At 56.0% G+C, this 23,467-nt stretch carries 22 protein-coding genes and 2 pseudogenes; 13 read left to right on the top strand and 11 right to left on the bottom strand.

Features of this window, described 5'->3' with window-relative positions; all coding sequences use genetic code 11:
- Nucleotides 1–46: 46 nt before the first annotated feature.
- On the bottom strand, nucleotides 47–1,036 hold the full coding sequence (locus GR212_RS35660) for a class I SAM-dependent methyltransferase (protein WP_163994665.1): 990 nt from the start codon (nucleotides 1,034–1,036) through the stop codon (nucleotides 47–49).
- A gap of 306 nt (nucleotides 1,037–1,342) precedes the next feature.
- On the opposite strand from GR212_RS35660, the gene GR212_RS35665 reads away from it, so the two are divergent.
- The 3 genes from GR212_RS35665 (at nucleotide 1,343) to GR212_RS35675 (ending at nucleotide 5,037) form a co-directional block, all read left to right on the top strand.
- On the top strand, nucleotides 1,343–2,233 hold the full coding sequence (locus GR212_RS35665; RefSeq protein WP_163994668.1) for a helix-turn-helix transcriptional regulator: 891 nt from the start codon (nucleotides 1,343–1,345) through the stop codon (nucleotides 2,231–2,233).
- A 144-nt stretch (nucleotides 2,234–2,377) separates the two neighbouring features.
- Complete coding sequence (locus tag GR212_RS35670; RefSeq protein WP_163994671.1) at nucleotides 2,378–3,628, top strand: MFS transporter; 1,251 nt, start codon at nucleotides 2,378–2,380, stop codon at nucleotides 3,626–3,628.
- Entirely contained in the window at nucleotides 3,625–5,037 is a 1,413-nt protein-coding gene (locus GR212_RS35675; protein ID WP_348643601.1) for a hypothetical protein, read from the top strand. The genes GR212_RS35670 and GR212_RS35675 overlap by 4 nt, the downstream gene beginning before the upstream one ends.
- 104 nt (nucleotides 5,038–5,141) lie before the next feature.
- Here GR212_RS35675 and GR212_RS35680 read toward each other — a convergent pair whose 3' ends face one another.
- Complete coding sequence (locus tag GR212_RS35680) at nucleotides 5,142–5,381, bottom strand: helix-turn-helix domain-containing protein (protein WP_204326912.1); 240 nt, start codon at nucleotides 5,379–5,381, stop codon at nucleotides 5,142–5,144.
- A 316-nt stretch (nucleotides 5,382–5,697) separates the two neighbouring features.
- Nucleotides 5,698–5,964, bottom strand: a complete 267-nt coding sequence (locus tag GR212_RS35685) for a helix-turn-helix domain-containing protein (RefSeq protein ID WP_163994705.1) — start codon at nucleotides 5,962–5,964, stop codon at nucleotides 5,698–5,700.
- Nucleotides 5,965–6,180: 216 nt separating this feature from the next.
- Here GR212_RS35685 and GR212_RS35690 point away from each other — a divergent pair, with 216 nt between their 5' ends.
- Complete coding sequence (locus GR212_RS35690; RefSeq protein ID WP_163994707.1) at nucleotides 6,181–6,663, top strand: helix-turn-helix domain-containing protein; 483 nt, start codon at nucleotides 6,181–6,183, stop codon at nucleotides 6,661–6,663.
- 60 nt (nucleotides 6,664–6,723) lie between these two features.
- Here the strand turns inward: GR212_RS35690 and GR212_RS35695 are convergent, their stop codons facing one another.
- From GR212_RS35695 to GR212_RS35710, 4 genes are all read right to left on the bottom strand, one after another.
- Nucleotides 6,724–7,956, bottom strand: coding sequence for a CapA family protein (locus GR212_RS35695; RefSeq protein WP_163994709.1), 1,233 nt, complete (start codon nucleotides 7,954–7,956; stop codon nucleotides 6,724–6,726).
- Between the two features lie 97 nt (nucleotides 7,957–8,053).
- Nucleotides 8,054–8,902: a transporter substrate-binding domain-containing protein gene (locus GR212_RS35700; RefSeq protein ID WP_163994679.1), complete on the bottom strand. Its 849-nt coding sequence runs from the start codon at nucleotides 8,900–8,902 to the stop codon at nucleotides 8,054–8,056.
- 18 nt (nucleotides 8,903–8,920) lie between these two features.
- Nucleotides 8,921–9,715, bottom strand: coding sequence for an ABC transporter permease (locus tag GR212_RS35705; protein WP_163994681.1), 795 nt, complete (start codon nucleotides 9,713–9,715; stop codon nucleotides 8,921–8,923).
- A gap of 12 nt (nucleotides 9,716–9,727) precedes the next feature.
- On the bottom strand, nucleotides 9,728–10,387 hold the full coding sequence (locus GR212_RS35710; RefSeq protein WP_163994712.1) for an ABC transporter permease: 660 nt from the start codon (nucleotides 10,385–10,387) through the stop codon (nucleotides 9,728–9,730).
- 289 nt (nucleotides 10,388–10,676) lie between these two features.
- Between GR212_RS35710 and GR212_RS35715 the strand changes: the two genes are divergently transcribed.
- Nucleotides 10,677–11,588: a LysR family transcriptional regulator gene (locus GR212_RS35715; RefSeq protein WP_163994683.1), complete on the top strand. Its 912-nt coding sequence runs from the start codon at nucleotides 10,677–10,679 to the stop codon at nucleotides 11,586–11,588.
- Between the two features lie 36 nt (nucleotides 11,589–11,624).
- On the opposite strand, the pseudogene GR212_RS37450 reads toward GR212_RS35715, so the two are convergent.
- The 3 genes and pseudogenes from GR212_RS37450 to GR212_RS37920 form a co-directional block, all read right to left on the bottom strand.
- Nucleotides 11,625–11,771, bottom strand: a pseudogene (locus GR212_RS37450) (IS30 family transposase); the annotation flags it as partial.
- Nucleotides 11,772–12,166: 395 nt separating this feature from the next.
- Nucleotides 12,167–12,751, bottom strand: a complete 585-nt coding sequence (locus tag GR212_RS37455; RefSeq protein WP_246726231.1) for a helix-turn-helix domain-containing protein — start codon at nucleotides 12,749–12,751, stop codon at nucleotides 12,167–12,169.
- 57 nt (nucleotides 12,752–12,808) lie between these two features.
- Nucleotides 12,809–13,216 (bottom strand): annotated as a pseudogene (locus GR212_RS37920) (cupin domain-containing protein); the annotation flags it as partial.
- A gap of 185 nt (nucleotides 13,217–13,401) precedes the next feature.
- Here GR212_RS37920 and GR212_RS35730 point away from each other — a divergent pair.
- From GR212_RS35730 to GR212_RS35750, 5 genes are all read left to right on the top strand, one after another.
- On the top strand, nucleotides 13,402–15,768 hold the full coding sequence (locus GR212_RS35730; RefSeq protein WP_163994690.1) for a beta-glucosidase family protein: 2,367 nt from the start codon (nucleotides 13,402–13,404) through the stop codon (nucleotides 15,766–15,768).
- Nucleotides 15,769–15,841: 73 nt separating this feature from the next.
- Complete coding sequence (locus GR212_RS35735; protein WP_163994692.1) at nucleotides 15,842–17,077, top strand: ABC transporter substrate-binding protein; 1,236 nt, start codon at nucleotides 15,842–15,844, stop codon at nucleotides 17,075–17,077.
- 65 nt (nucleotides 17,078–17,142) lie between these two features.
- Nucleotides 17,143–18,087, top strand: a complete 945-nt coding sequence (locus GR212_RS35740) for a carbohydrate ABC transporter permease (RefSeq protein ID WP_246726234.1) — start codon at nucleotides 17,143–17,145, stop codon at nucleotides 18,085–18,087.
- On the top strand, nucleotides 18,084–18,956 hold the full coding sequence (locus tag GR212_RS35745) for a carbohydrate ABC transporter permease (RefSeq protein WP_163994693.1): 873 nt from the start codon (nucleotides 18,084–18,086) through the stop codon (nucleotides 18,954–18,956). Before GR212_RS35740 ends, GR212_RS35745 begins: the two co-directional genes overlap by 4 nt.
- 2 nt (nucleotides 18,957–18,958) lie before the next feature.
- On the top strand, nucleotides 18,959–20,029 hold the full coding sequence (locus tag GR212_RS35750) for an ABC transporter ATP-binding protein (RefSeq protein ID WP_163994695.1): 1,071 nt from the start codon (nucleotides 18,959–18,961) through the stop codon (nucleotides 20,027–20,029).
- Nucleotides 20,030–20,560: 531 nt separating this feature from the next.
- On the opposite strand, the gene GR212_RS35755 is transcribed toward GR212_RS35750, so the two are convergent.
- Complete coding sequence (locus GR212_RS35755) at nucleotides 20,561–20,722, bottom strand: hypothetical protein (RefSeq protein WP_163994698.1); 162 nt, start codon at nucleotides 20,720–20,722, stop codon at nucleotides 20,561–20,563.
- Between the two features lie 514 nt (nucleotides 20,723–21,236).
- Between GR212_RS35755 and GR212_RS35760 the strand changes: the two genes are divergently transcribed.
- From GR212_RS35760 to GR212_RS35770, 3 genes are all read left to right on the top strand, one after another.
- Nucleotides 21,237–21,674, top strand: coding sequence for a phospholipase D-like domain-containing protein (locus GR212_RS35760; protein WP_163994699.1), 438 nt, complete (start codon nucleotides 21,237–21,239; stop codon nucleotides 21,672–21,674).
- A gap of 164 nt (nucleotides 21,675–21,838) precedes the next feature.
- Nucleotides 21,839–22,459: an Ig-like domain-containing protein gene (locus GR212_RS35765; RefSeq protein WP_163994703.1), complete on the top strand. Its 621-nt coding sequence runs from the start codon at nucleotides 21,839–21,841 to the stop codon at nucleotides 22,457–22,459.
- On the top strand, nucleotides 22,396–23,467 hold a 1,072-nt coding region (locus tag GR212_RS35770; RefSeq protein ID WP_246726238.1), incomplete at its 3' end, for a putative Ig domain-containing protein. The genes GR212_RS35765 and GR212_RS35770, both read left to right, overlap by 64 nt.

A 23,467-nucleotide genomic window follows, 5' to 3' on the forward strand; every position in this document is an offset into this window, starting at 1 on the left:
GGCAGCGATTTCATCGCCGACGAAAGACCTGGGTTAATGCCCGGTGCTAGGTTACATCATAACTTTCAGGATAAAGCCGATAAGGAAGGTCCGCATAGACGTATTCTCCGGGTATGGCAGCCGGGGATAGCTTGGACGAGAAGAGACAGAGATTATCTGCGCTGTTACTGGAGATGAGGGTGTAGAAATTTCCGCTATTCCAAGTCACAAACGTATGCGAGAAATGGCGTCGCATGGTCCTGGCGATTTCCGTCAGCGTCACCTCGTTTTGGTTCATCCTATTTAAGACAGCTTCCTGCTTCGCCCGAATATCCGAGGGGCTAAAGAAGCGCGCCTTGAAACCAGAATCCTTCTGCCGCTCACGGCGGAAATACTCCTCGTCGTTGTCGTGCCTGAATTTCTCGACGAAGATGAAGAGTCCATCACTCTTAAGATGCTGCGATACAAAACGAATCTGATCGAACCGATTGGGCGAATACATTTGGAACGTCGTGTCTTCGAAGATTATGTCGAAACCACTGGCGAATTTGGCGAGATCCGGTCGGGATTGGATTAGATCCCTGGTCAAATGATGAAATGGGCCGAGAAAGAAGGTCGCGTGGGGAGGATCTCCATGGGCAAGGAAGCTATCCTGATTTTCGACATTTGGGCTGCACGACAGGCTTTCGACCCGTCCATTCGCAAGCTCCGAGACAGTTCGTGCCATCGTACCTTCGGCGGTACCCAACGAATACAGGTTCAGCGTTCCCGAGATGGCTTGGCTGTATTGAAGAATTGCATGTCCGAGGCGGCACTCTTCTTCCAACCTATAAGGGATACTGCTGTGGTAGTGCTGGTCGAATGGGCCGCGCCGTTGTTCATGAAGACTGACGAAGCGATCAAGAAGTTCGTCTTCGCCCATTAATCGCCTGTCCACCTGCGGCTGTTTGATGGGGCGTCCCGATCGGCCGCCGGCCGTTGCTGCGAAGAAACCGGAAAGTTCATTCAAACGCGGAGCGCCCTCGCATTCTTCAAGAAATTTCGAAAAGTCTTTCATGTCCTGCCTCGGTTCACTAGTTCGACACGCATCGATACATTGGGCTTGATCCGGAAGCGGACGCGGTCGATTGCGGGCACGTCAGTATTCGCGTGCTCTGCCGCCATAGGCCCAGATGAGTATCGTGCAAAGCGAGCATTAGAATATTCTAATTCTCATCGCATTCATGATCCTGCTGTTCTTTCAAAAACGTGACATGAAATTTGACCTTGCGGCAAACAAGCGGAAATCCAGCACTATCTAGAGTTTTGAGCGGTTGGCGAAGCCATACGTCCATCCGTATCTTGCAAATGAAAGGGCTCATGAATGGTTGCTACTCGAGCGTTTGATCCGTTCTCAATCAGGCGCGCGGAGCATTTTACATTGTCACATGAGAGCGCCGCCTGGCGGTCGGTCAGGGCGGATTTGATTCGCCGCACAGGCGTTGGACGGCAGGAAACGAGCATTACGGCTGACGATCACACAATTCTGCTGAATGTTGGTGGCATGGCGAAGGAAGGTGAGGACTATGTGGATGGCCGTAGAATCGCTTTCACGCAAAGGCGTGTGGGATCGCTGTCATTTATTCCGGCAAACCATACTTGGACAGGGTGGGACAATGGCGACCCGACCGCATCGCATTTGGTCATTACCATTGATAAGCGCTTCATCTCCGATCACTTTGAGAATGTTCCAGGAGTGCATCTCGATAGGCTTACCCCCGCTTTGGGATTCCAGGATCCGCCCGCTCAATTCGCTGCCCGCCGTATCCGGTCTGAAATAAGCTTGCAAGATCCCATGAGTATTCTCCAGGTCGAAAGCCATGCGGCGATAATTTTCGGGCAATTGTTTCGCCTCTCCGGTCAGAGACGCCCCTATTTGAAAGGCGGCCTTGCTCCGAAAGCGCTTCATGACATATTGGAAAAAATTGAAACTTCGCTCGATCGGGTAATAACCTTGGCTGAGCTCGCTCGGCAGACAGGGTTGAGTGAATACCACATGTGTCGAGCGTTTCGGCTGTCGATGGGAACATCGCCACATGCCTTCATCAGTCAAAGGCGGCTCGAGCGGGCAAGCGACATGCTGCGATTCTCGAGCCATTCGATAACGGAAATAGCCAGTCTGTGTGGGTATTATAGTTCAAGTCACTTCTCGTCGGCCTTCCGCCGCGAAATGAGTATCAGTCCAACGCAGTATCGAACTGCCTGGAAAAAATAGCCATTTCTGCCAACTCGATTGGATTGCAGCAGGATTTTGAAAGTGAGGTCGCAAGCTATCCACTAATCTGCGCGCCCAGGGGCAGGGGTGCCACCACGGCAAACCAGCCTCACACTTTGAGAGCGGAGGCTGTAGCGACCTTATATGCAAACGAACGCGCCGATTGCACCGGTTCCTATACCGGAAGGACAGCACCTGCGTGCCGTGCGGCATTTCTTTCTCCTCAGTATCTTTCTAGCCGCCGCAGGTCGCAACGCCTATTATGTTGGAGCAACCTGGATACTTGCGATAGACGGCAAAGCGGCCGGATCTATTGCTTTGTTTCTCGCACTCGGAAGCGTTGTGGAGTTCACGGCGAGTACTCCAGCGGGGCATCTCGTAGACCGCTTCGATCGCCGCTTTCTTTGCATGGCGAGCGATTTGGCTCGGATATTGATCTTGTTGGCGACGTCCACCACTCTCGTTTTAGGCGACGCTGACTACGCCCTTTACGGTTCGATCATCTTATATGCGATAGCGGATCGGGTGTATCTGATTGCATCATCTGCCATTGTGCCATCCATCGCTCTGCCGGAAAATCTGATGTCCTTCAACTCACTGGCGTATATCGCGATGCAGATGGGGAACTTGCTGGCCGCTGCGGTAGCCGGTTGGTTTCTCTGCGCCGGATCACAGATGCTTTGTTTTCTGTTTGCGGCCGGTACCTTTGCCGGTTCTGCACTCATCATGACCCGTCTTCCGATCGGCAACTTCCATTTCACTGGCGATCGGCAACATCGATCGGAAGACCCATCGCTGTATTCATCCGACGTGGACCGTCCGCCTAAAGCCCCTTTTCTCCTTCTGGTCAGCTATGTGCTAATCTATGCGATGGGTATGTTAACCAGCGCTCTTATCTCGAAATTTGTACAGCTGGAGCTTTCTGGCGGCGCGATAGATTTCGGTAATCTAGAGGCCTATTGGGCGGCCGGCGCCATTGTTAGCATGCTGCTGCTCGGGAGATTTCGGCAAGCGGATGGCCGCATCATTCCGATTATCCTCGTCTTGGCTGGCATGGTCATGGCAGGTTTCCATTTCACGCGAAGCCTGGATTTGGCACTTGTATTGATGGCCGTTCTTGGCGCTAGCTATAATCTTGTTCGAGTTCTCGTCGATGTCGAAGTGCAGCGTCGCGTGTCCAATGCAAAATTAGGGCGCGTGAAAGGGAGCATGCATGTCATGTGCATGGGGTTTAGCCTGGCGCTCTATGCTATTCTCGCGATCGTTGGCCAAACGATTCAGCCGTCGGCGACGTTTCTTATCTTTGGAGGCGGTATGATTGTCTGCGCCGGTTTGGGATTCGCGTTGAAGGCGGCCCAGAAAAGATGTTCATTTCGTCGGAGGACATCGCAGTGAACGAGCAATCCAGCGCCTCTTCCGCGTTGCTCTCGAAATGCGACCTGCTGGACCTGATCGGGACACTGTTTCCTTGGATTGCGGGATTCAGGCAGCGCAGCCTGGCGCAATACGCCCGGTCGGCCTTCGACATCGAAGCAGGTGAAGTTGCTTGTGAAAGCCGGGACCAAGCAATGTCGCTTTTCAAGCGATGCATCTGCCAGGCGGCGCGGAAAGCCGGCTTTTCCGATAACCGCGGGACTGCTATCGCTGCGGAGGTTGCCATGGCCCCGGTCATGCAGACGGGGCCGCATCTGCATCTGCTGATCGAGCCAGATGCCTACTATACGCACCTCTTCAGTCTGATGGGACTGCGTGCACATGGTCGCTCGGCCTATGTCTCCTACGCAGTATCCACTGTGAAATTCGTCGAAAGGGGAAGAAAAGGGCCAGGTTGGCTGAACCTCGGTGGCGACGCGGTCAACGTATTTGGCCTGACTAGAAGCCAGATGATCCCATATAGCATTCTCGCCCCTAACGGCACCTACCGGTATGTCTTAAAAAACGTCGACCGCTCTGAGATCGACGGCGATATCACCTCTCGTCTACGCTCTATCATGCCCCAGGATGAGTTTGTCTCCGCCGCCCTTGCCATCAAGCGGGCCAACGCATCGCTGTGGACACGATTCTTCGACCCAGAGATTGATTTCCTGCAAGTGGATGACGAGGACATAGCCGACTTGGTCGCCGAGCATCTCCGAGACGAGACCTCTTGGTTGTCACGGCACCTGTTCGACGGACGAAAGTTCGTCCAGAATCTGCTTTCCCACGTTGACGCACTTGCCGACGGCCCGTGGCGGGGCTGGCTTAAAAATTCGACGGATTTGTTTTGGGGTAGCGAAGGCGGCCGTCTTTTCTCGTTACAGCTATCAGGCTCTCGTCTTGAGGCAAAAGGGGCGGAAGATTTCTCCGTCAGCTACACATCCGAAGCTCTCATCTCCGCTCTTCAATCGCGGAAGATCATCCCGAACCTCTTGCTGATGTTCATCGTCACGTCGATATTACCAGGCGTCCGTGTTCTCGGCGGAAGCCGGCATACGGTGTATTATCCACTCATGCGTTATGCATTTTGCCGCGCACTGGGCGCCAGTGTGGAGGATCGGGATTTGCACTTGGCAATAGCGCGCGACAAAAGACCCGGTATTTGGGGACACCGCGTGCTTCTGGCAAGCGCGGAGCCGTTCTCGGAACTCGAAGCGCTGGGGGATGAAGGGATCTCAGAAGTGCTGTTGAGATATGGTCGCCTCTCGCTGGAGGAGGCTTGCGGTAGCCTGGAAGGCTTTGTTGGGGATCCCTTGTGGGCAGATATTAAGGCTGGCGAGTGGGCCAAAGCCGGAAGTGTCGACGATAGAGAATGGGCTTTTTCGTAAGTCGAGTGGCCACCATTTCCAATTGTGAATCTTTCCGCAACCGCAGCGGAGATGACGTCATAAGCAACCCGGTATTACAAACGGGAACTCAGAAAATGTAAGTATTATTTAATTTGCGATATAGCGCGGAGAACCTCGAAGGGATCGAAGCCCAGAATCTCCGCGAGTTCGAAAAATTCAATCACGTCGACGCGGCGTTGCCCGCTCTCAAGTCTTGCAACGAAAGACTGATATTCCCCGAGTCTCTTGGCAAGCTCCACCTGCGTCAGGCCGGCTGCCAAACGTTTTGCAATCAAGACCGCAATCAGCGCTTTGTGTCGTTCCGTGCCGAACGTCTTCGCCATGTGTATCACCCATCCGCGCGAGAATCAGCATTGTCATGCTCTACGAAATCGCCGCTGTTTGAATATCCCAGTTTGCTGCTTCTTTGATGGTCTGCCTCAGGTCGGTTCAGCGGGTGTCGAGGGTGCGCTCATCGTTGAAGCGGACAAGCGCATCGCCTACCTGGCGACTGCGGAGGGACGCTGTTTCGTCGAAGAAATCCTGCGCTTGTCACCGAAATTACGAACCCAGGACGATCGCTGTGATCAGAGCGATCGCTGGCGATGAAGATGGCGCTGACGAACGTTGATCATCACAGTCAGCAGTCAAGCGGCTGGCTTAAGATGCCCGGCGTTTCCGGCCAGAGCGCAGAGACGGCGGTCTGTTATCCTCATGATCGACCTCTGCAAACAACTCAGAAACATTTATCGACAAGACCTTCGCGAAGGCCTCCAAAGTCGCAACGGTGACGTTTTCTTTGCCTCTTTCGACACGCCCAACGTAAGAACGATCAATCTCTGATTCTAAAGCCAATCGCTCTTGGGAGAGTCCCCGAGCGACTCGAAGGCGTCGAAGATTCCAGCCGATGGTTTTTCTCAAATCCATCATGCAACAAATGCATATTGGCGGCTTGACAATCGACGGACTGATAGTCCCTAATTATGACTGTCCCGAAGCAACGTGACGTGAAGCGAGGATCTAATATAGGCACCTTCCGCTGGGGTGGATCTAGGTTCCAGCAGCCATCGTGCTGTCGCTTCAGTTGGTGGAACTTTCGGCGAGCATGACAAAGCATAAAACGCCGACCTGGAGATATAGGTGATGCAGGATCAGGAACGAAAGCAGTTCGTCGGCAACACACGGCATGCCGAGCTTCGAACCGACGAGACGAAGGGACAATCGTCCCATCCGGTCGATACGCATGTCGGCCAGCAACTCCGCATCAGGCGAATTCATTCCAACCTGTCGCAGACCGAGCTTGGTCACAAGGTTGGGCTGAGCTATCAACAGGTTCAGAAATATGAGAGTGGCAAGAACCGTATCAGTGCGTCCATGCTGTACGAAATCGCCAGCGGCTTGAATGTCCCGGTTGGCTGCTTCTTCGACGGTCTGCCTCAGGCCGGTTCAGCGGGCGTCGAGGGTGCGCTCATCGTTGAAGCGGACGAGCGCATCGCCTACCTGGCGACTGCGGAGGGACGCCGCTTCGTCGAAGAAATCCTGCGTCTGTCGCCGAAATTACGAACCAGGACGATCGCTGTGATCAGAGCGCTGGCCGGCGATGAAGACGGCGCAGACGAACGTTGATCGTCAGCTCCTGCGCCGTTTCAGATCTGGAGGGAGAGGGCGGTGTATTCAGTGCCGGCCTTAGCCAACATGAATCCTTCCCAGAAGGCCGTCGCGTTTGATAACTGTGCCAAACGCAGCCGAGCGCTTGGCGAGATCGTCAAGGATCTCGTCACCGATAGCCTCGCTTGCCGCCATCGGCACGCGACGCTCATGAAAATCGTCGCGGCCCAATCGCTCTTCGCCGCCCAGCACGATCGGCAGGATATCAACCTGTACCCCGGTGGCATCAAAATGGCATGTCGCAACAACGCTTTTCCAGATGTCCGGTGAGCTCCATTCGGTATCGCCATGTTCGGTGTGGAAGAGGAAATTTCCGAGACCAAAGAAAATTGGCGCTCCTTTGTAGACTTCGATCGGCTGCAGGACAGGTGTCCCGTGGCTCACAAAGATGCGGGCGCCAGCATCGATGCAGGCATGTGCGAACGCGACGACCCATTCGGGGACGTCGCGCCAGTTTGGCTCCCAATGATGATGGTGAAGATAGGCGATGACAAATTGCCCCGCTGTCGCCGCTTTCGAAATCGCCGTCAGTTGATGCGAGGCGCTGTCGAGGCCGATCACAATCTTTCGGCGATTGGTATCGGATCGCCGGAAGACTGTTCCGTAGAAATCTATTTCGTTCTGTTCATTCAAGACGGGGGAGTCATCGGGTTGGGCATAGTTCGCCCGTTCCAACTTTGAACTCTCGAACGTTGTTTGAATGGTCTCCAGCATGTCGAATATGGCGTTATCGGCCTCGAAGACCCTGGTAACTTCCAGTTGGTTGATACCCGGCCGCGATGGACGCTGAAATCCGGCATTTTCGGCATACATGATCCGGGAACCCGGTCCGGCATCCATCGCCACAAGCCTTATGATGCGCCCCTTGATGATCGCCTTGCCCGGCGTCGATGCATGGTCGCGATCAAGGCCGATACCAGCGTGAAGAAATCCGCGGGCGGAAACTTCCTCGAGTGTGGATAGAACTCCGGGTGATCCGAGGTCGAAGGCATGGTTGTTTGCGAGTGCCAGGGCGTTGAAGCCTGATTGCTTCAAGGCATCAAGGACAAAGGGATCGGAGCATCCGAAGTAAGAACCCTTCATCGGAGAGCCTCCATGGCGTCCGAGGATAGTTCCTTCAAAGTTGGTAAAGGCGATGTCGGCTCGCTTCAGGATATCGACAATACGAAGGAAAGCCGGATCGCCGCAATTTCGGATATCCCGATGAATGAGCGATTGGCCCGTCACAGCTACGGTAAGGGAAAGGGACATCGATTTACCTGCGATATTGGAATTGGCTCTAAACTTCTGCATGGAATGCTGGGCTTCTTTCACGCTACGCCGTGTGCCAGCGGGTGCAAAACGCGGTCTACGGTGCGGGGGCGGGCGCTATATCGATGCCGAACCATTTCAGGCTGAGCCTCTTTAGCGTTCCATCCTTGGTGCAGTCGTCTATCGCTTTGTCGAAGGCTGCAATCAGATCAGTATCTTGCTTACGCATGCCGATCCCGACGCCAGGCCCCCAAAGGCCACCTGACAGTTCCGGACCATAGAAAGCCGCGTTTGCCCCATCCTTACCGTCCAGAAATGTCTTCCATGTGAAATAATCGGCGAGTCCGCCGTCGACTCGTCCGGCGGATAGATCGAGATGAAGGTTATCCTGAGTGTCGTAGCTGCGTATGGTGGCTACTTTTCCGAACAGATCATTGAGAACCGCTTCGGAATTGGAGGACCTGAGAACACCTAAAGTTCGCCCAGCAAGCGCCGACCGAAGTTGTTCGAGGATTGCCTGCTGTTCAGCACTGACCGAGGTCAGATTGACTTGCGCGTTGATGTCGGTGACCGGAAGCTGAAGGTCTTTTCGCATGACGAGCTGGTTGAACCCACCGCCATATGGCCGAGAAAAACCAATGGATTTTTTGCGCTTTTCCGTGATGGCCATTCCCGACATGATCGCGTCGAACTTTCCTACAGTCAGCGCTGGGATCATCCCGTCCCAATCCTGAGCCACGAATTTGCATTCTATTTTGATCCGGCGGCACAGTTCATTGCCGACATCAATGTCGTAGCCAACGAGGTTGCCGTCTGCGTCGATGGCATCCCAAGGAGGGGATGCACCTTCTGTTGCAATGGTAATCGCCTTGCGATCCATGGCATTGGCGCCGATCTGGCTCAAAGCGAGGGCGATAACTGATAGGAGAAGCACGGATTTACGCATGTATGGATTCCTTTTTGGCTAGGATAAATGGCTGGAAGCAGGATGGCGGTCGGCGCGGACACGTTTGCCAATCAGCTTTTGAAAGAGCTCTATTCTCGTGTGTCGCCAGCCGGGGGACGTTTTACGCTCATAATTTCCGCCTGAACGAGCAAGGCGAATTTCCACTATGCGAAAGACGGTCGACACGATGAAATTGAGGAGGAAATAGATGAGACCTGCGGCCAGAAAGACTTCGTAGGGCGCGAACGTCTCCGAAACCAAGCGACGCGCGAGGCCGGTGATTTCCAGCAGCGTGACGGTGCTTGCAAGTGAACTGGCCTTGACCATTCCAATGACTTCGTTCGCATAGGATGGAAGCACCGTCCTGAACGCCAAGGGAAATATGATCAAACGGATCTGCAGGAGCGGCGAAAGACCGAGCGCCTGGGCCGCTTCGATGAGACCAGACGGGACCGCTTGGATGCCGGCCTTAAAGACTTCGGTCGTATACGCTGTGCTGTTCAAAGAAAAAGTCAGAAGTGCACACCAGAATGGCTCGCGCAGTATCGGCCAAAATATGCTGTGGCGGACCACATCTAGCTGGCTGAGCCCATAGTAGACCAGGAAGAGCTGGACCAGCAGGGGCGTGCCGCGGAATACATAAGTATAAGCCAGCACAGATCCCGATAGCGCCTTGTTCGATGATGCTCTAAGAAGACTGAGAGGTACTGACAGCACGAAGCTTATCACGAGAGACAGCATGGTCAGCGACAGGGTGAGGAGTGCTCCTCCTGCAAGCACGGCGAGGCTGTCAAATATCAGGTTGATATCCATGACCGATCTCATTTAGTGGCTGGGTATCTGGACGCGTCGCTCCAGAAATCGAAAAGATGCAAGAGATAGGCTTGTGAGACCGAGGTAGAGTGCCGAAGCGGCTAGATAAAATGCGAGCGGAGCGCGCATAGAGCCCGCGCCGATAAAAGCCACGCGCATAATGTCTGTCAGTCCAACGACTGAGACGAGAGACGTATCCTTGACCAGCGAAATCCAGAGACTACCGAATGCGGGCAGGGCGACACGTATCATTTGGGGCAGGATTACGAGCAGCCAGATTTGCCATGGCTTCAGGCCCAGAGAGCGGGCTGCTTCGGCCTGTCCAGGCGGAACACTTTTGATTGCTCCGCGAAAAATCTCCGCACTGTAGGCACCAAAGACAATCGTCAGCGCGACCACCCCCGCAGCGAAAGCATTGATCTCTACGTAACGACCCGTCAATGCAGAGATAGCTGCCGTTCCTCCAAAATACACGACGAGGATGACGAGCAGCTCGGGCAATCCCCGAACGAGCGTGGTGTAAGCCTGCCCCATGAGGGCGGGTATACGCGGCTTCGACAGTTTGACGATGGCAATAAATAGACCGAGAAGCGAGCCAAGCGTACCGCTTGCCAGCGCTAACAACATTGTGATCTGAAGGCCGTGAGCAAATTGAATAGAAAAAGCAGGCAACGGCACGATTCCTCTTTCGACTCGGGCTGGGGCGTTCCAGTCTGAGTTCAATTGTAACTGGCTTCCCGGATTATATTTATATACTACCGAAAATAGCATATTATGTTCTTATAACTTCGGGTTATTATTCTTATAATTCAAAATTATACTTTGAAAAATTTGCGTCAATCTATAAGGTGGACATAATCATGATAAGTTGGGCTTATAAGGTCAGCAGATCGTCCGTTTGGAACTCCGTCTGGTAGGGCAGGGGAGAGGTCTGGAGGGGCCAGAGGCCGGATGGAGGAATATGGCCGACAAGACCACGACAGCCGTCACGCTTCGCCAGTTGCAGGTTTTCCGTGAAGTGTTGCGAGCAGGCTCGGAGAGACTTGCCGCGAAAATTCTCAACGTCACGCAGCCGGCCGTCAGCCAGCAGGTTAGGCAGCTTGAGGCAGAGGTTGGTTTCACGCTATTTCGACGCGAGCACAATCGGCTGCATCCCACGGACCGTGCCTGGGATTTGCTGCGTAGTGTGGATGGTGCGCTGCAAAGTGTCGATCGGATCGAAAGATCGATCGCCGGTTTGCGCAACGAAGAAACCGGATCCGTAAGCCTGGCGGCACCGGGCGTCTTCTGTTTGGCTGCCATTCCAAGGGCTGTTCAGGCCGTGCGGCAAACCAGTCCCCTGTCGTTTCAAATTCTGTCCGGAAGCTATCAACAAGTTGCCGAACACGTTCTAAACGGCCGGGCCGACCTCGGAATTTCCCGCTTACCGCTCAACGAGCGCGCTTTCGATTGGATGCCAGTCGCCACCGCCAGGAATGTCTGCTTACTCCGCGCGGGACATCGGCTGACCGACAAGAAACTTATAACACCGGCGGATATTGTCGGTGAGGCGTTGATCGATATAGACCCTCAGTTTTCATCCCATCAAATGAACATCAACGCCCTAAGATATATGGGCGTCGAGCCTGATCTGGCGGTCGAATATGACGCGAACGGCCACGATGCCGGTTTCGTTGCGGCTGGCGTCGGAATATCGATCACAAACAGCTTGGTTGCGCGAGAGTATGAGAAGTTCGGACTGGAGTTACGACCGTTCGAGCCCGGCGCCATTTATCACTATGTAGTTTTTTGGCAAAAAGGCCGAGAATTTACCGGCGGGATGCAATCGATCGCCGATCAGTTACTCGTCTCTTTTCAAGCTTCCGCACGATAGCTTCTTGCCGCCGCTCTAGAGGAAACGTTCAGCGGTCAGCTCGTGGTCGTGAAACATATTGCGCCGGATCTCACGATAGGTGGTCGAGCGATGATGGCCGAAGCGGGTGATTCAGCTAACCTGCATCTTACGCTCCCTCAGGTGGCAAAGGCAGCGCCGATCGGCGAGGGTCAGTTGCTGAATTCTTCATGCGTGCCGCGAGCACGCAACCGCGAGTTCTGCTACCGGAGCCTTCTTCGCGGTCTCGTGATTGAAGAAAAAGAGCAGCAACGACGCTGGTTGCCTCAGCAAATATCTCGCTCGCTACGGCCTCGGATTCGAGAATACCAGGAAAAGAAGCTGTCAGCTGTGCAAGGGACACTTTTGGCCACAGAAACCCTAGCCAGCAAAGTACAAACGAATACGGCACTCGCCAGCCAGGCGAGACTACACTCCTTTAATCATATCTTCTAGGACCGTGGGTCCGGATCCCTTGAAGGCTCGGATTTGTTTCATGCAGGCGGCGTTCAGCATCCAAAGCGTCTGCTGCCGAACCTCAGGGTCGGCGCATGGGAAGGATTGTGATCGCGAGTGAACTCTCAACTGAGGCTAGGGTTGTGTGGGGCACTTATAACAATATGGCGCCGACCATTCGTCGTAAGCCCAATTACGAGTTCTGCAGCCCTGCCGACATTCGCCGCATGCGCCGTAAGGATTTTTTGTACTGCTGCGGCATCGTCATCCGTCAATACGCTTTGCGGCTTGAGGGGGCGGCGGCCACGGCGAAACTCCGCCGGGCTGCAGCCGAAACGGGCGCGAAACTTGTTGTAGAAAACTGCCGGATTGCCGAAGCCGTTTCGCTCCATGACGATGCCAACGGTTTCGTCTCCGGTTCGCAACTCGTCTGCCGCATTATCCAGGCGCAGGTTTTGAGAATAGTCCCGATAGCCGATGCCGACATGACGCTTGAACAATCTCGACAGGTGACTGAGCGTCAGGCCTTCGGATTCGGCAATGCGGCTCAGATGCTGGCTCTCGTCATTCTCCCCCAACGTATCCATGATCCGGACGATACGATGCCGGCTGTCGGACCGCAGCTGGGCGCCGGTGGGGTCCGATTTTTCATAAGGGATCCAGCGATAGACATAGCTCGCCAAAAGGTTGGCCACGATCTGGCGCGCCATGGGTTCGTCCGAATGGCTCGTCTGGTCAAGGATCAAACGCGCCATCAGCGATTTGATCGGTGCGACTTTATTCAGAAACGAACGGCTGTGCAGGAAGGTGCGGCACAGATATTGCCGAGAAGCGAAACCGGGCAATCCCATCCGTTCGAAATGGGCAACATCGAGATGGACGCCGCAGATCAGCGCGTCGCGCGAGATCGATGTCGAATTGTGCGGAACGTCGGCATTGATGATGATCATGTCATCCTCGCCCATCTCACAGGTCTGGCCGTCGACGACAAGCCGAAAACTTCCGCGCAGAACGAAAAGTATCTCCATCTCCCGATGCCAATGATAGGGAACGTCCGCATAGCCATGAACGAAGGGGCGGTAGTGGGATTCGGCTGAAGGCCCGTGGTTCTGGAAGCCACAATCCACGATTTCAGGGGCCGGACTATGCCTCAAATAGGCGATATTCATTGTCATCCTCCTCGCGTCGGGGAGCACTAAATATCAAAAACTGTCGTAATTCCAGAGCAATTTTCGCGGCTAGATGACGGCGTTTTCCTGTGTCATCAATCCATCGTTCTTTGATGCGGACGATGGTTCCGCACAGGCGAGGAGGCCTGCAAAGGCTGCCGGATCGCCTGGCATAATGGGATGGAGTAGCGATGACGTGGAATATTTCCGATAAGGAACTTGGGCAGCTCGTCGAGCAGATGACGCTCGAGGAAAAGGTCGCGATGGTGAGCGGCTACGGCCTCTGGCGCACCGCGGCCAACTACCGCCTCAATATCCCGGAAGTCCTGATGACCGACGGTACTTATGGCGTACGTTACTCGATCGAGCAGATCGATGGACCGCAGGATAGCGACAGCCAGCTTGCAGCCTTCCTCGGCGTGGTCAATGCCGATCTGTCGCGCGGTGTCGAGGGCGCTTTCGGCTCGACCCGGCCGGCCACCTGTTTCCCGAACGGATCCTCCTTTGCCTGCTCCTGGGACGTCGGCCTCGCGCGCGAGCTCGGCGAAGCGCTGGCGGCGGAATGCCAGGCCTTCGGCGTCAACATCCTGCTCGGACCCGGGATCAACATCCGTCGTACTCCGCTGGCCGGCCGCAGCTACGAATACTATTCGGAAGATCCCGTCGTGACCGGCGAAATTGCCGCCGCCGTCATCAATGGCATGCAGGAGAACGGCGTCGGCGCATCGCTCAAGCATTTTGCCTGCAACAACTCTGAGGTCCAGCGCACCACGATGAGCTCAGTGGTCGAGGAGCGCGCCTTGCGCGAGATCTATCTTGCAGGCTTTGAACGCGCGATCCGCAAGTCCGATCCGTGGACCGTGATGAGCTCCTATAATCGTCTGAATGACGTGCAGGCCGCGGAAAACCATTGGCTGTTAACGGAGGTCCTGCGTGACGACTGGGGCTATGATGGTGTTGTGGTTTCCGATTGGCACGGAATCAAGGATCGCCCGGCGTCCCTCAATGCCGGCAACGATCTCGACATGCCGGAAAGCGGCGCTCGCAAGCAGGAACTGCTGGAAGCGGTCGAGGCCGGCCGCGTCCCGATCGAAGTCCTGGATCGCTCCTGCCTGCGGATGCTGAAGCTGGTGCGCGTTGCCCGCAACAACATCAAGCCGAACGCGACCGCAGACCACAAGAAGCATCATTATCTTTCACAGCGCATGGCGGCGGAATCGATCGTTCTTTTGAGAAACGAAGGTGCATTGCTGCCGCTGGACGCCGGCAAGTTGCGCAAGATTGCGCTCATCGGTGCAGCGGCTACCGTACCGGTCATCCAGGGATCGGGCTGCGCGACAACGCGGCCGACGGAAGTTGACATCCCGCTTGCGGAGATCCGGTTGATGGCGCCGGGCGCCGAAATCGGTTTCCATGCAGTCTCAGATTTTGAGGCCGGCAGCTCCACGGAAGCAGCCGCGCTCGCAGCGGTCGATGGTGCCGATGTCGTCCTGTTCTTCGGCAATACGGAAGTGGGCTATGATGGCGAGGGCTCGGATCGCACGCATCTTAATCTGCATGACGGGCAAGACGAGCTGATCCAGCGCCTGTCTCAGCGCAACGGCAAGCTTGTCGTCATCCTGGCAACGCCGGATGCGGTTGTCATGCCCTGGATTGATCGGACTGCGGCGGTGCTCGCAGCCTTCTTCGGTGGGCAGGGTGCCGGACATGCCGTCGCCCAGGTGTTGTTCGGCAAGCAGAATCCTTGCGGCAAGCTCACAGTCACGTTCCCCGCGCAGCTCGAGGACACGCCCGGCTTCCTCACCTATCCGGGTGAAAACAACCGGCACATCTACAGCGAGGGTATCCATGTGGGTTATCGGTCCTATGACAAGCGCAAACTTGCGCCGCTGTTCCCCTTCGGCTTCGGTCTGAGCTATACGTCGTTCGAATACGCCAATATCGCCATCGACACGGATACGATCGACGCGTCGAGCGCCTTCAAGGTTTCCTTCGATGTCACGAATACCGGTAGCGTCGCAGGCAAGGAAATCGCCCAGATCTACGCCCGGCCGCACGCGCCGCGCCTGATCCGTCCGGTCCGCGAGCTCAAGGGCTTCGCAAAGGTTGCCTTGCAGCCGGGTGAGACCAAGCGCGTGGAGGTAACGATCGAGGCGCGTGATCTGCGTTATTACGATCCGGACCATCGCCAATGGCTTCTGGATGCCGGCAATCTGACCATAGAAGTCGCGGCATCTTCGCGCGATATTCGCCTCGAAGCGGTGCTTCATGCCCAGGTGCCGGCGCTGCCATCGAGCATCCTCAATGTCGAAAGCCAGCCATATCTCGTCCTGGAGCAGGAATTCGCCCGCAAGCGTTTCGGCATATTCCTCAAGCAGCAGCTCGGTCTTGACGACGAGGAGACCGAGAAAATGCTCGAATATTGCGGCGGCTCCTTCCTGGGCATCTACAACACGGTTGCCTGGGTGGCGGGAGACAAGATCTCCAAGATCGACATGGCGGCATTCCTTGACAACCTCAACAAGGAAATGGGCATGGCCATCGGAAACGCCGCATGACATCCGGAAGCGCCCGCCAAGCCGGCGCTTCTCAAGCAATCAACAATAAGAACTCCAGAGCTAGGGTAGTGACATGAACATCAAACATTTCTCCTCGACCGCTGCGTTGCTCGGCATGCTCGTGGCTTCGACCTCAGCCTACGCGCAGACGGTGGACGTGTTGCAGTACTGGACGAGCGCCAGCGAGTCCAAGGCCATGAATGCGATCGCCGATGCCTACAAGGCGCGTGGTGGCAAATGGATCGACAGTCCAGCCGCGGACTTTGATTCAACCGTGGCAGCGGCGACCAGCCGCATCGCCGGCGGCGAGCCTCCTTCCGCGGTTCTGATGACACCGAGTGCTGCCATGCGCGATCTTGCAAAGGCCGGCCAGCTGCGGAACTTCGACGATCTTGCCGCCGCCGGCGGCTGGCAGAAAGTGATGCCGCCGCTCGTATGGGACAAGCTCAGTGTTGACGGACACCTCGTGGCGCTGCCTGTCGGTATCCACGCCGACAACTGGATCTGGTACTCCAAGCCGCTTTTCGCCAAGCTCGGCATCGGGGAACCAAAGGATCTCGACGAAATGTTTGCCGCCGCCGACAAGCTCAAGGCAGCCGGTTATACAGGCTTTGCCGTCGGTGGCGAACCCTGGCAGGAAGTCTCGATTCTCACCGATATGATCATTGCGCTCGGTGGCCCCGAATACTGGAACCAGCTCTTCATCAAGCGCGATCCCGAAGCGATGAAGTCGCCGATCCTGCCGAAAGCCTTCGATCTGTTCCGAAAGGTGTCGACCTATGCCGATCCGGCAAGCCCCGGCCGGGCGTGGAACGATACCACCAACATGGTCATCACCGGCAAAGCCGGAATGCAATTCATGGGCGATTGGGCGAGGGGTGAATTTCTCGCGGCGGGTCAGGTGGCGGAAAAGGATTTCGGTTGTTTCCTGGCACCGAGCGACAAACCCGCCTATGCGGTGATCGTCGATATCTTCGCCTTTCCGGTCAACAAGGAGGAAGACCGCGTCAAGGGCCAGACGATGCTCGCCGACACCATCATGGATCCAGCGGTCGAGGCGAAGATTGCCGCCGTCAAGGGCTCCGTACCGTCGCGGTCCGATGTCGACACCAGCAAGCTCGATGCCTGCGCCGCAAAAGGCGCCAAGCTGCTCGCCAATCCGGCCACGGCCGTGTCGGGAGCCTACGACGCCCTTACCGGAGACCTGAACGGCCAGATGACCGATCTTGCGACGCAATTCTGGACCGATCCGTCCATGACGAGCGATTCCGCGGTCGAAAGCCTGACCAGCCTGCTGAAGAGCAAGTGAAATCGACGCGCCGGGGTAGCGGACAAGCGCTTCCCCGGCAACCGTTTCGGAGGAGGAGCGGCAGGATGAATCTTCACACACGGCGCGGCACGGGAGAAGCGGTTGCCGCGGGCCGCGACCATGAGGGGTCTGCAATGACCACATGGCTTAATCGGCAAGCCTTCCGGCCGGATATCACGGTGGTGATCTTCTTCGCCATCGTGGCCCTGTTCTTTTACGGCTCGATCGGCTGGACCTTCTATATGTCGCTGACGCGTTCGACGCTGCTTCCGTCTTACGAGATCGTCGGCTTCGAACAATATGTGCAGCTCTTTACGAACCACCGCTGGCTCGTTTCCTGCCTCAACATGGTGATCTTTGGCGTGCTCTATATTGTGGGTACGCTTGCCTTCGGCATGCTGCTCGCGGTCTTTGCCGATCGGCAGATCAAGGCGGAGTCGCTTTTCCGAACCATCTTTCTTTATCCGCTTGCCGTTTCGCTGATCGTCACAGGCCTGTCCTGGCGTTGGCTGCTCGACCCGGTCAATGGCCTGCAAGCCCTGATGCATAGTTTCGGCTGGGAGAGCTTCGTCTTCGACTGGCTGACGAGGCCGGATCGTGCGATCTACACGCTTGTCATCGCCAGCATTTGGCATTCGGCCGGGCTCGTCATGGTGATCGTTCTCGCCGGCTTGCGGGGCATCGATAACGATCTCTGGAAAGCCATCCGCATGGAGGGCATTCCGATCTGGCGAGCCTATCTCCAGGTCATTTTCCCCGGCATGCGCCCGGTCATCGCGTCCTGCGTCATATTGTTGATGTCCGAAGTCATTCGCGGATACGATCTGATCATTGCCATGACCAAGGGCGGACCGGGCATATCGACGGAAATGCCCGCCAAGTTCGCCGTCGACTTCTATTTCGCGCGCGTCAACCTCGGCCTCGCCTCGGCTGCATCCATCATGATGCTTGTGCTGTCGCTCGTCCTGCTGGCGCCTTATTTCCTGAGCGAATTCCGGAGGCGCACATGATTGCCACCGCACAAAGGCCGCCCCTCGGCCCCGCCCGCATCGGTCTTTATGTCTTTCTCGTCGTCTCCGCCATTTTTTTCCTGCTACCGCTTCTGGTGGTGATCATGAATTCGCTGAAACCGATGGAGGAAATCCGGCAGGGCAATCTGCTTACGCTTCCCGTCAACCCGAATTTCGATTCCTGGATTGCCGCCTGGAAGACGGCCTGCACCGGCCTGGAATGCGCCGGCGTCCGGCCGGGCCTCTGGAATTCGATCAAGATCACCGTGCCGGCCGTCGTCATTTCGACCCTTGCGGGCGCCCTCAACGGCTACGCCCTGGCGCAATGGAAATCGCGTCACGCCAACATGACCATGCTCCTGATTACGGTCGGTCTGTTCATCCCGTACCAGGCGATGCTCTATCCGACGGTCAAGATCCTCAGCAATGTCGGCCTCTTCCGTACTTATCTCGGCATTGTCTTCGTGCATGTCATCTACGGGCTGCCCTATACGACGCTTCTGTTCCGCAATTTCTATGTCGGTGTTCCCGACGAGATCAGTCGTGCCGCCCGCATGGAGGGAGCAAGCTTCCTGCGGACCTTCTGGTCGATCATCCTGCCGATTTCGACCAACATTCTCGTGGTCGTGGCGATCCTGCAGTTCACAGGGATTTGGAACGACTATCTGCTCGGCTTGATCTTTGCCGGCAATGACAACCTGCCCATGACGGTGCAGCTCACCAACATCGTCAACAACGCGCGCGGCGCCGCCAATCCGAACATCAACATGGCCGCAGCGCTGATTACCGCTATCCCGACGCTTGTCGTCTATTTCTTCTCCGGTCGCTATTTCGTCCGCGGCATCGCTGCCGGCGCCGTCAAAGGTTGAACATGTCCAGTATCTCTCTTCGTCAGATCAAGAAATCCTTCGCCAGCCTCACCATCCTGCAGTCGGTGGACATGGAGATCGAAACGGGCGAGTTCATCGTCATTCTCGGCCCGTCAGGCTGCGGAAAATCCACCTTGCTTAACGTCATTGCCGGACTGGACGATTGCGATGCCGGCAAGATCGTGATCGACGGCAAGGATGTGAGCGGCTTGGAGCCCAGCCAGCGCGGGCTTGCGATGGTATTCCAATCCTACGCGCTCTTCCCTGCCATGACGGTGCGCCGCAACCTTTCCTTCGGAATGGAGATTGCCGGCACACCGAAGCAGACGATTGCCGAGAAGGTCGCATGGGTTGCTAAGCTGCTGCAGATCGAGGCGCTTCTTGACCGCAAACCCAGCCAGCTCTCCGGCGGACAACGCCAGCGCGTGGCGATCGGTCGTGCCCTCGTGCGCTCTTCCAGCATCTGCCTGTTCGACGAGCCGCTTTCGAACCTCGATGCGAAGCTTCGTGCCGAAACCCGCGTTGAACTCAAGCAGCTTCACGAGACGTTACGGTCTACGATGATCTATGTCACGCACGACCAGATAGAGGCGATGACAATGGCCGATCGGGTGGCCGTCATGCACAAAGGAAAGGTCGAGCAGTTCGCGCATCCGCAGCTCGTTTATGAAAAGCCCGCAAGTCTGTTCGTGGCGGGATTCGTCGGCTCACCGGCGATGAACTTTCTGGAAGGCAGGCTCGACGGGAACGGCAATTTCGTGACCGGCCAGATTGCAATCGACGTTTCCCTTTATGAATTCTCCGAGCCGCCGCAGGATAGCGAGGTTGTTCTCGGTGTTCGCTGCGAGGATATTGCAGTTGTCGAAGGCACAGCCCCCAATAGTGTTCCCGCCAACTTGGCGTTTACGGAGCTATTGGGAGCCGACGCCTTGGGTTGGTTTGATAGCTTCGGCCAACGCCTCAGCGCCCGCCTGAGCATCCAGACGGCAAGAACCGTGGGCAAGAACGTCGCACTTAGCTTCAATATCAGCAAGGCATCGATCTTTTCCAAGGAAAGCGGATTGCGGCTTTAGAGCTGGCCGAGCGCGCGCGGAGACAGCTGGTTTCTTCTGCGTCAGGCAACATGCGGGAGGGATGATTTCGGCTCGCCGTCGTACGCGTCAGGATCATCTTTCAGATAGATCACATCACCCATGGTGGTTCTCTTCCGGGTTCGACCCTTCGTCGGCGCCGATCCCTTTCCGCACGCTCCTAGCCTCGCTGATCCGCCGCTGAAACCCGTCCGACTTGGCGAATGCGCCATCTCCTCGACGCCGGTCAAAAACATCCTCGCCAAGAAATGCGACGAGATCCCTAAAAATCTCCGCATCCTGGGGCGTGATTGTATAACCGGCCGTTTGCGTGGCGCACGTCTCCCTTCCGCCGATCGAGGGCGGTTCCGACTATGAGAATTCTGGAAAACTCAGGCTTGCTAAGTCCCGTTTGCTCTATAAATGTTCTCGCTTCCGGAAAGAGTCAAGCCTAAGGGGATTGACGAGACAGAACTCTTGATCCTGCAACTGAGGGTATGCGAGAAAAGCAGACAAGTGCGGGGTAAGCCAATCTTATGGACGGCGAAACAAAGACGAATGCTGTTCGATGGCCGACCAAGCTGGCAGCCATTGTTGTACTGATCTGGATGTTGCTTGTTCTTGTGTCTGTGCTTTCGCGACTTTTTGGATATGGCTACCTGCCCTCAATAAGATTTCTGAACGAAACAGCGCCATTGCGCATCTCCCTCGGTTTGATATGGGCGATATTGACTAGCATTTTTTACATCAAGAAAATGGATATCGAGGATGGGGAACTAAGAAAGATCGTGGCCGTCTTGGTATCTCCATTCATAGGATATTTTGTGGGGAACGCACCGGTTTACCATCGGTGGTCCGATGCTGGTGGCGGCGATTGCGGGACACAATGTTGAGCTTACCTATCAGGTATCGAACGCTAACGGACCGGGACATAAAGGCTGCCGATTGCCGATCGACATACAAGATATGCCGTTTGGGTTTTCCAGCCATTGCGGCGTTCCAGACGATCTAAGAGAAGGTCTCAAGCCGGGGACGCAGATAGTAGTAGAGGGTCGGGGTACAAGCCTTGGCGTTTATGTGACGGCATTCCATCGGATGGGATCATGAGACTTTACGTAGGCCTGATCTCAATGCTCTTAGTCGCTAACCCGGCGTTCTCGTCCCAAACGGCCACGGCTCAAGTCAGCGTCTGCTTCACGCCGGCCGAACAATGCGAGGGCAAGATCGTCGACGCGATCGACCGGGCGCAATCGTCCATCCGTGTTCAGGCATATGGTTTCACGTCTTCCCGATCATCCATGCGCTACAGCGAGCTGCGGGCAGGGGCGTCGAGGTCTTGGCCATCCTTGATAAGACTAATGAGCGGAAATATTCTGGCGCCACGCTGTTGGAAGCTGCCGGCATTCCGGTCTGGATCGATTTCGAGCCGGCGATAGCTCACAACAAGATCGTTGTCATCGACGGGCATCTGACCATCGGTGGGTCTTACAATTACACCGCATCAGCCCAGAAACGGAATGCGGAGAATGTGATCTTTACCGATAGCGCCGATATTGCTCGTCAGTTCATGGTGAATTGGGACAGTCGGCTTAAGGTATCCCGGGTGTTTGAAAGCAGCGTAACCAAGGACCTTTCAGGCAGCAACTAGAGCGTGATTTCGTTTCGAACTCGTCTTCATGAGAGCCGTTAACAGCGGCACCGTTTTCTTAAACAAAAAGTTGCGGCGGCATCTATCCAGCGTTGCATTTCCCACCTATGAATGCAGTGCCGGGCGCCATTGGGGGAGGCCGGCCTGGAATTCGTGGGCATTTGATGATCGGGCTTCAATTTGACCGGAGACACGATGTTGTCTCGGCTCCGCGTACTATTTTTGTTCAGTTTATTGTTTTCATTATTGCATTGCTGCTGATCGCGAACATGCCGGCGCGAGCGGCGGCATCTTCAACGATACCGTCCTCGGCATCCGTGAGCCTGGACATACAGCCGGGTATCGTGGACGTGGAGGTGCAGGCAAACTCGACGAACAACAGGTTCAATATCACGAATGTTGGAGGAACGGTGAATTCCACCGTCATCACCTATCAGCCAAGCCATGGAACCGTCGTGATCTCCGGAACCACGCTGATCTACACTCCGACGCCGGGCTATGGGGGTCCTGATAGCTTTGGCTACTTCATCTTCTTGGCCAACGGCGCCGCTATGGTGGGGGGAGTAAATCTGTTTGTTGTGCCCAACTCGATGGAGATTCTCACGCGATCACTATCGGCGGGGGCGGTCGGAATAGACTACTATCAAACAATTGTCGCCGCGGGGGCAATGGTCCCTATCGTTTCCAAGTCACATCGAGCCGTCTACCCGCCGGTCTCAATCTGGCTGACGACGGATCGTTGTCGGGTGTACCGAACGAGGCAGGCGTGGCTCAGTTTACCGTGACAGCGACAGACAGCACCGGCCAAACTGCATCGCAGTCATTGAACATCTCAGTTGCAGCGACGCCAACAATCGTTGTTTCGCCAGAGAGGCTTCTGAACGTCCGCAACAATAGTTTCTCTGGGCAAAGTCTGGCTGCAGTTGGTGGGAGGGAGCCTTATCGATTTGAGGTGACAGGCGGGGCGCTCCCGCCGGGAATGCAAATTCAGAGCGGAGGCATTTTCGGGATTCCGCGTGGGGCAGGCACCTATGATTTCACGATCACCGCAACGGACAGCTCGACCCAAGCCGGCGGGCCTTTCGCGGGCTCAAAATCCTATAGTTTGATCGTAGAACCCAATCCGCCCAGATTCATTGATTATTGGGCTACAGTCTTGGCCGGCTCATCCGACAACCCAATCTACCCAAGCAACCAGGGCGGCTCGGCTGACTCTGTCTCGATTGTCACTCAGCCTGCCCACGGCACTGCGCACGCGATGCCGGGCGGAGGGATCACCTACACTCCGAGTTCGGGATATAGCGGCCCGGACAGCTTCGTTTTCACTGGTACCAACATTGACGGCACTTCGGCGCCCGCAACCGTGAATGTCACCGTCAATGCACGCGGCTTGGTTCTGGCTCCTGCTGGCGGCGCGCTACCGGATGCGACGATAAACACAAGATACGCCACTGCCATTCGCTCGTCTGGCGGTTTGCCGGGCTACCACTTCTCGATAGGCGGTGCTTTGCCGCCCGGGTTGGCGTTGAATCCCTTCGGAGACATCGAAGGCACTCCGACCATCGTCGGCACCTATAATTTCTCGGTCACGGCAACGGACACCGCAGATCTCAGTGCCACTGGCAATTATTCCATAACGGTTGCAACCACGCCGGGAACTCTCAACTTCACGCCGGCTGGCGGGGCGCTCAGCGAGGCCATGGCGGGCGAGGCCTACAGCCAGCAGATTTCGGCAAGCGGCGGCACCGGTACGAAGATCTACAGCCTTGCCTCCGGCAGCCTGCCGAACGGCC

The sequence above is a fragment of the Martinezella lusitana genome, from assembly GCF_010668395.1.
Taxonomy (GTDB): domain Bacteria; phylum Pseudomonadota; class Alphaproteobacteria; order Rhizobiales; family Rhizobiaceae; genus Rhizobium; species Rhizobium lusitanum_A.

What these genes read in the sequence shown, in the direction of transcription:
- GR212_RS35660 (WP_163994665.1), bottom strand. Translation starts at nt 1,036, where the DNA reads ATGAAAGACTTTTCGAAATTTCTTGAAGAATGCGAGGGCGCTCCGCGT.
- GR212_RS35665 (WP_163994668.1), top strand. Translation starts at nt 1,343, where the DNA reads ATGGTTGCTACTCGAGCGTTTGATCCGTTCTCAATCAGGCGCGCGGAG.
- GR212_RS35670 (WP_163994671.1), top strand. Translation starts at nt 2,378, where the DNA reads ATGCAAACGAACGCGCCGATTGCACCGGTTCCTATACCGGAAGGACAG.
- GR212_RS35680 (WP_204326912.1), bottom strand. Translation starts at nt 5,381, where the DNA reads ATGGCGAAGACGTTCGGCACGGAACGACACAAAGCGCTGATTGCGGTC.
- GR212_RS35685 (WP_163994705.1), bottom strand. Translation starts at nt 5,964, where the DNA reads ATGGATTTGAGAAAAACCATCGGCTGGAATCTTCGACGCCTTCGAGTC.
- GR212_RS35690 (WP_163994707.1), top strand. Translation starts at nt 6,181, where the DNA reads ATGCAGGATCAGGAACGAAAGCAGTTCGTCGGCAACACACGGCATGCC.
- GR212_RS35695 (WP_163994709.1), bottom strand. Translation starts at nt 7,956, where the DNA reads ATGTCCCTTTCCCTTACCGTAGCTGTGACGGGCCAATCGCTCATTCAT.
- GR212_RS35700 (WP_163994679.1), bottom strand. Translation starts at nt 8,902, where the DNA reads ATGCGTAAATCCGTGCTTCTCCTATCAGTTATCGCCCTCGCTTTGAGC.
- GR212_RS35705 (WP_163994681.1), bottom strand. Translation starts at nt 9,715, where the DNA reads ATGGATATCAACCTGATATTTGACAGCCTCGCCGTGCTTGCAGGAGGA.
- GR212_RS35715 (WP_163994683.1), top strand. Translation starts at nt 10,677, where the DNA reads ATGGCCGACAAGACCACGACAGCCGTCACGCTTCGCCAGTTGCAGGTT.
- GR212_RS37455 (WP_246726231.1), bottom strand. Translation starts at nt 12,751, where the DNA reads ATGGCGCGCCAGATCGTGGCCAACCTTTTGGCGAGCTATGTCTATCGC.
- GR212_RS35730 (WP_163994690.1), top strand. Translation starts at nt 13,402, where the DNA reads ATGACGTGGAATATTTCCGATAAGGAACTTGGGCAGCTCGTCGAGCAG.
- GR212_RS35735 (WP_163994692.1), top strand. Translation starts at nt 15,842, where the DNA reads ATGAACATCAAACATTTCTCCTCGACCGCTGCGTTGCTCGGCATGCTC.
- GR212_RS35740 (WP_246726234.1), top strand. Translation starts at nt 17,143, where the DNA reads ATGAATCTTCACACACGGCGCGGCACGGGAGAAGCGGTTGCCGCGGGC.
- GR212_RS35745 (WP_163994693.1), top strand. Translation starts at nt 18,084, where the DNA reads ATGATTGCCACCGCACAAAGGCCGCCCCTCGGCCCCGCCCGCATCGGT.
- GR212_RS35750 (WP_163994695.1), top strand. Translation starts at nt 18,959, where the DNA reads ATGTCCAGTATCTCTCTTCGTCAGATCAAGAAATCCTTCGCCAGCCTC.
- GR212_RS35755 (WP_163994698.1), bottom strand. Translation starts at nt 20,722, where the DNA reads ATGGCGCTGTTTCGTTCAGAAATCTTATTGAGGGCAGGTAGCCATATC.
- GR212_RS35760 (WP_163994699.1), top strand. Translation starts at nt 21,237, where the DNA reads ATGCGAGGGCAAGATCGTCGACGCGATCGACCGGGCGCAATCGTCCAT.
- GR212_RS35765 (WP_163994703.1), top strand. Translation starts at nt 21,839, where the DNA reads ATGATCGGGCTTCAATTTGACCGGAGACACGATGTTGTCTCGGCTCCG.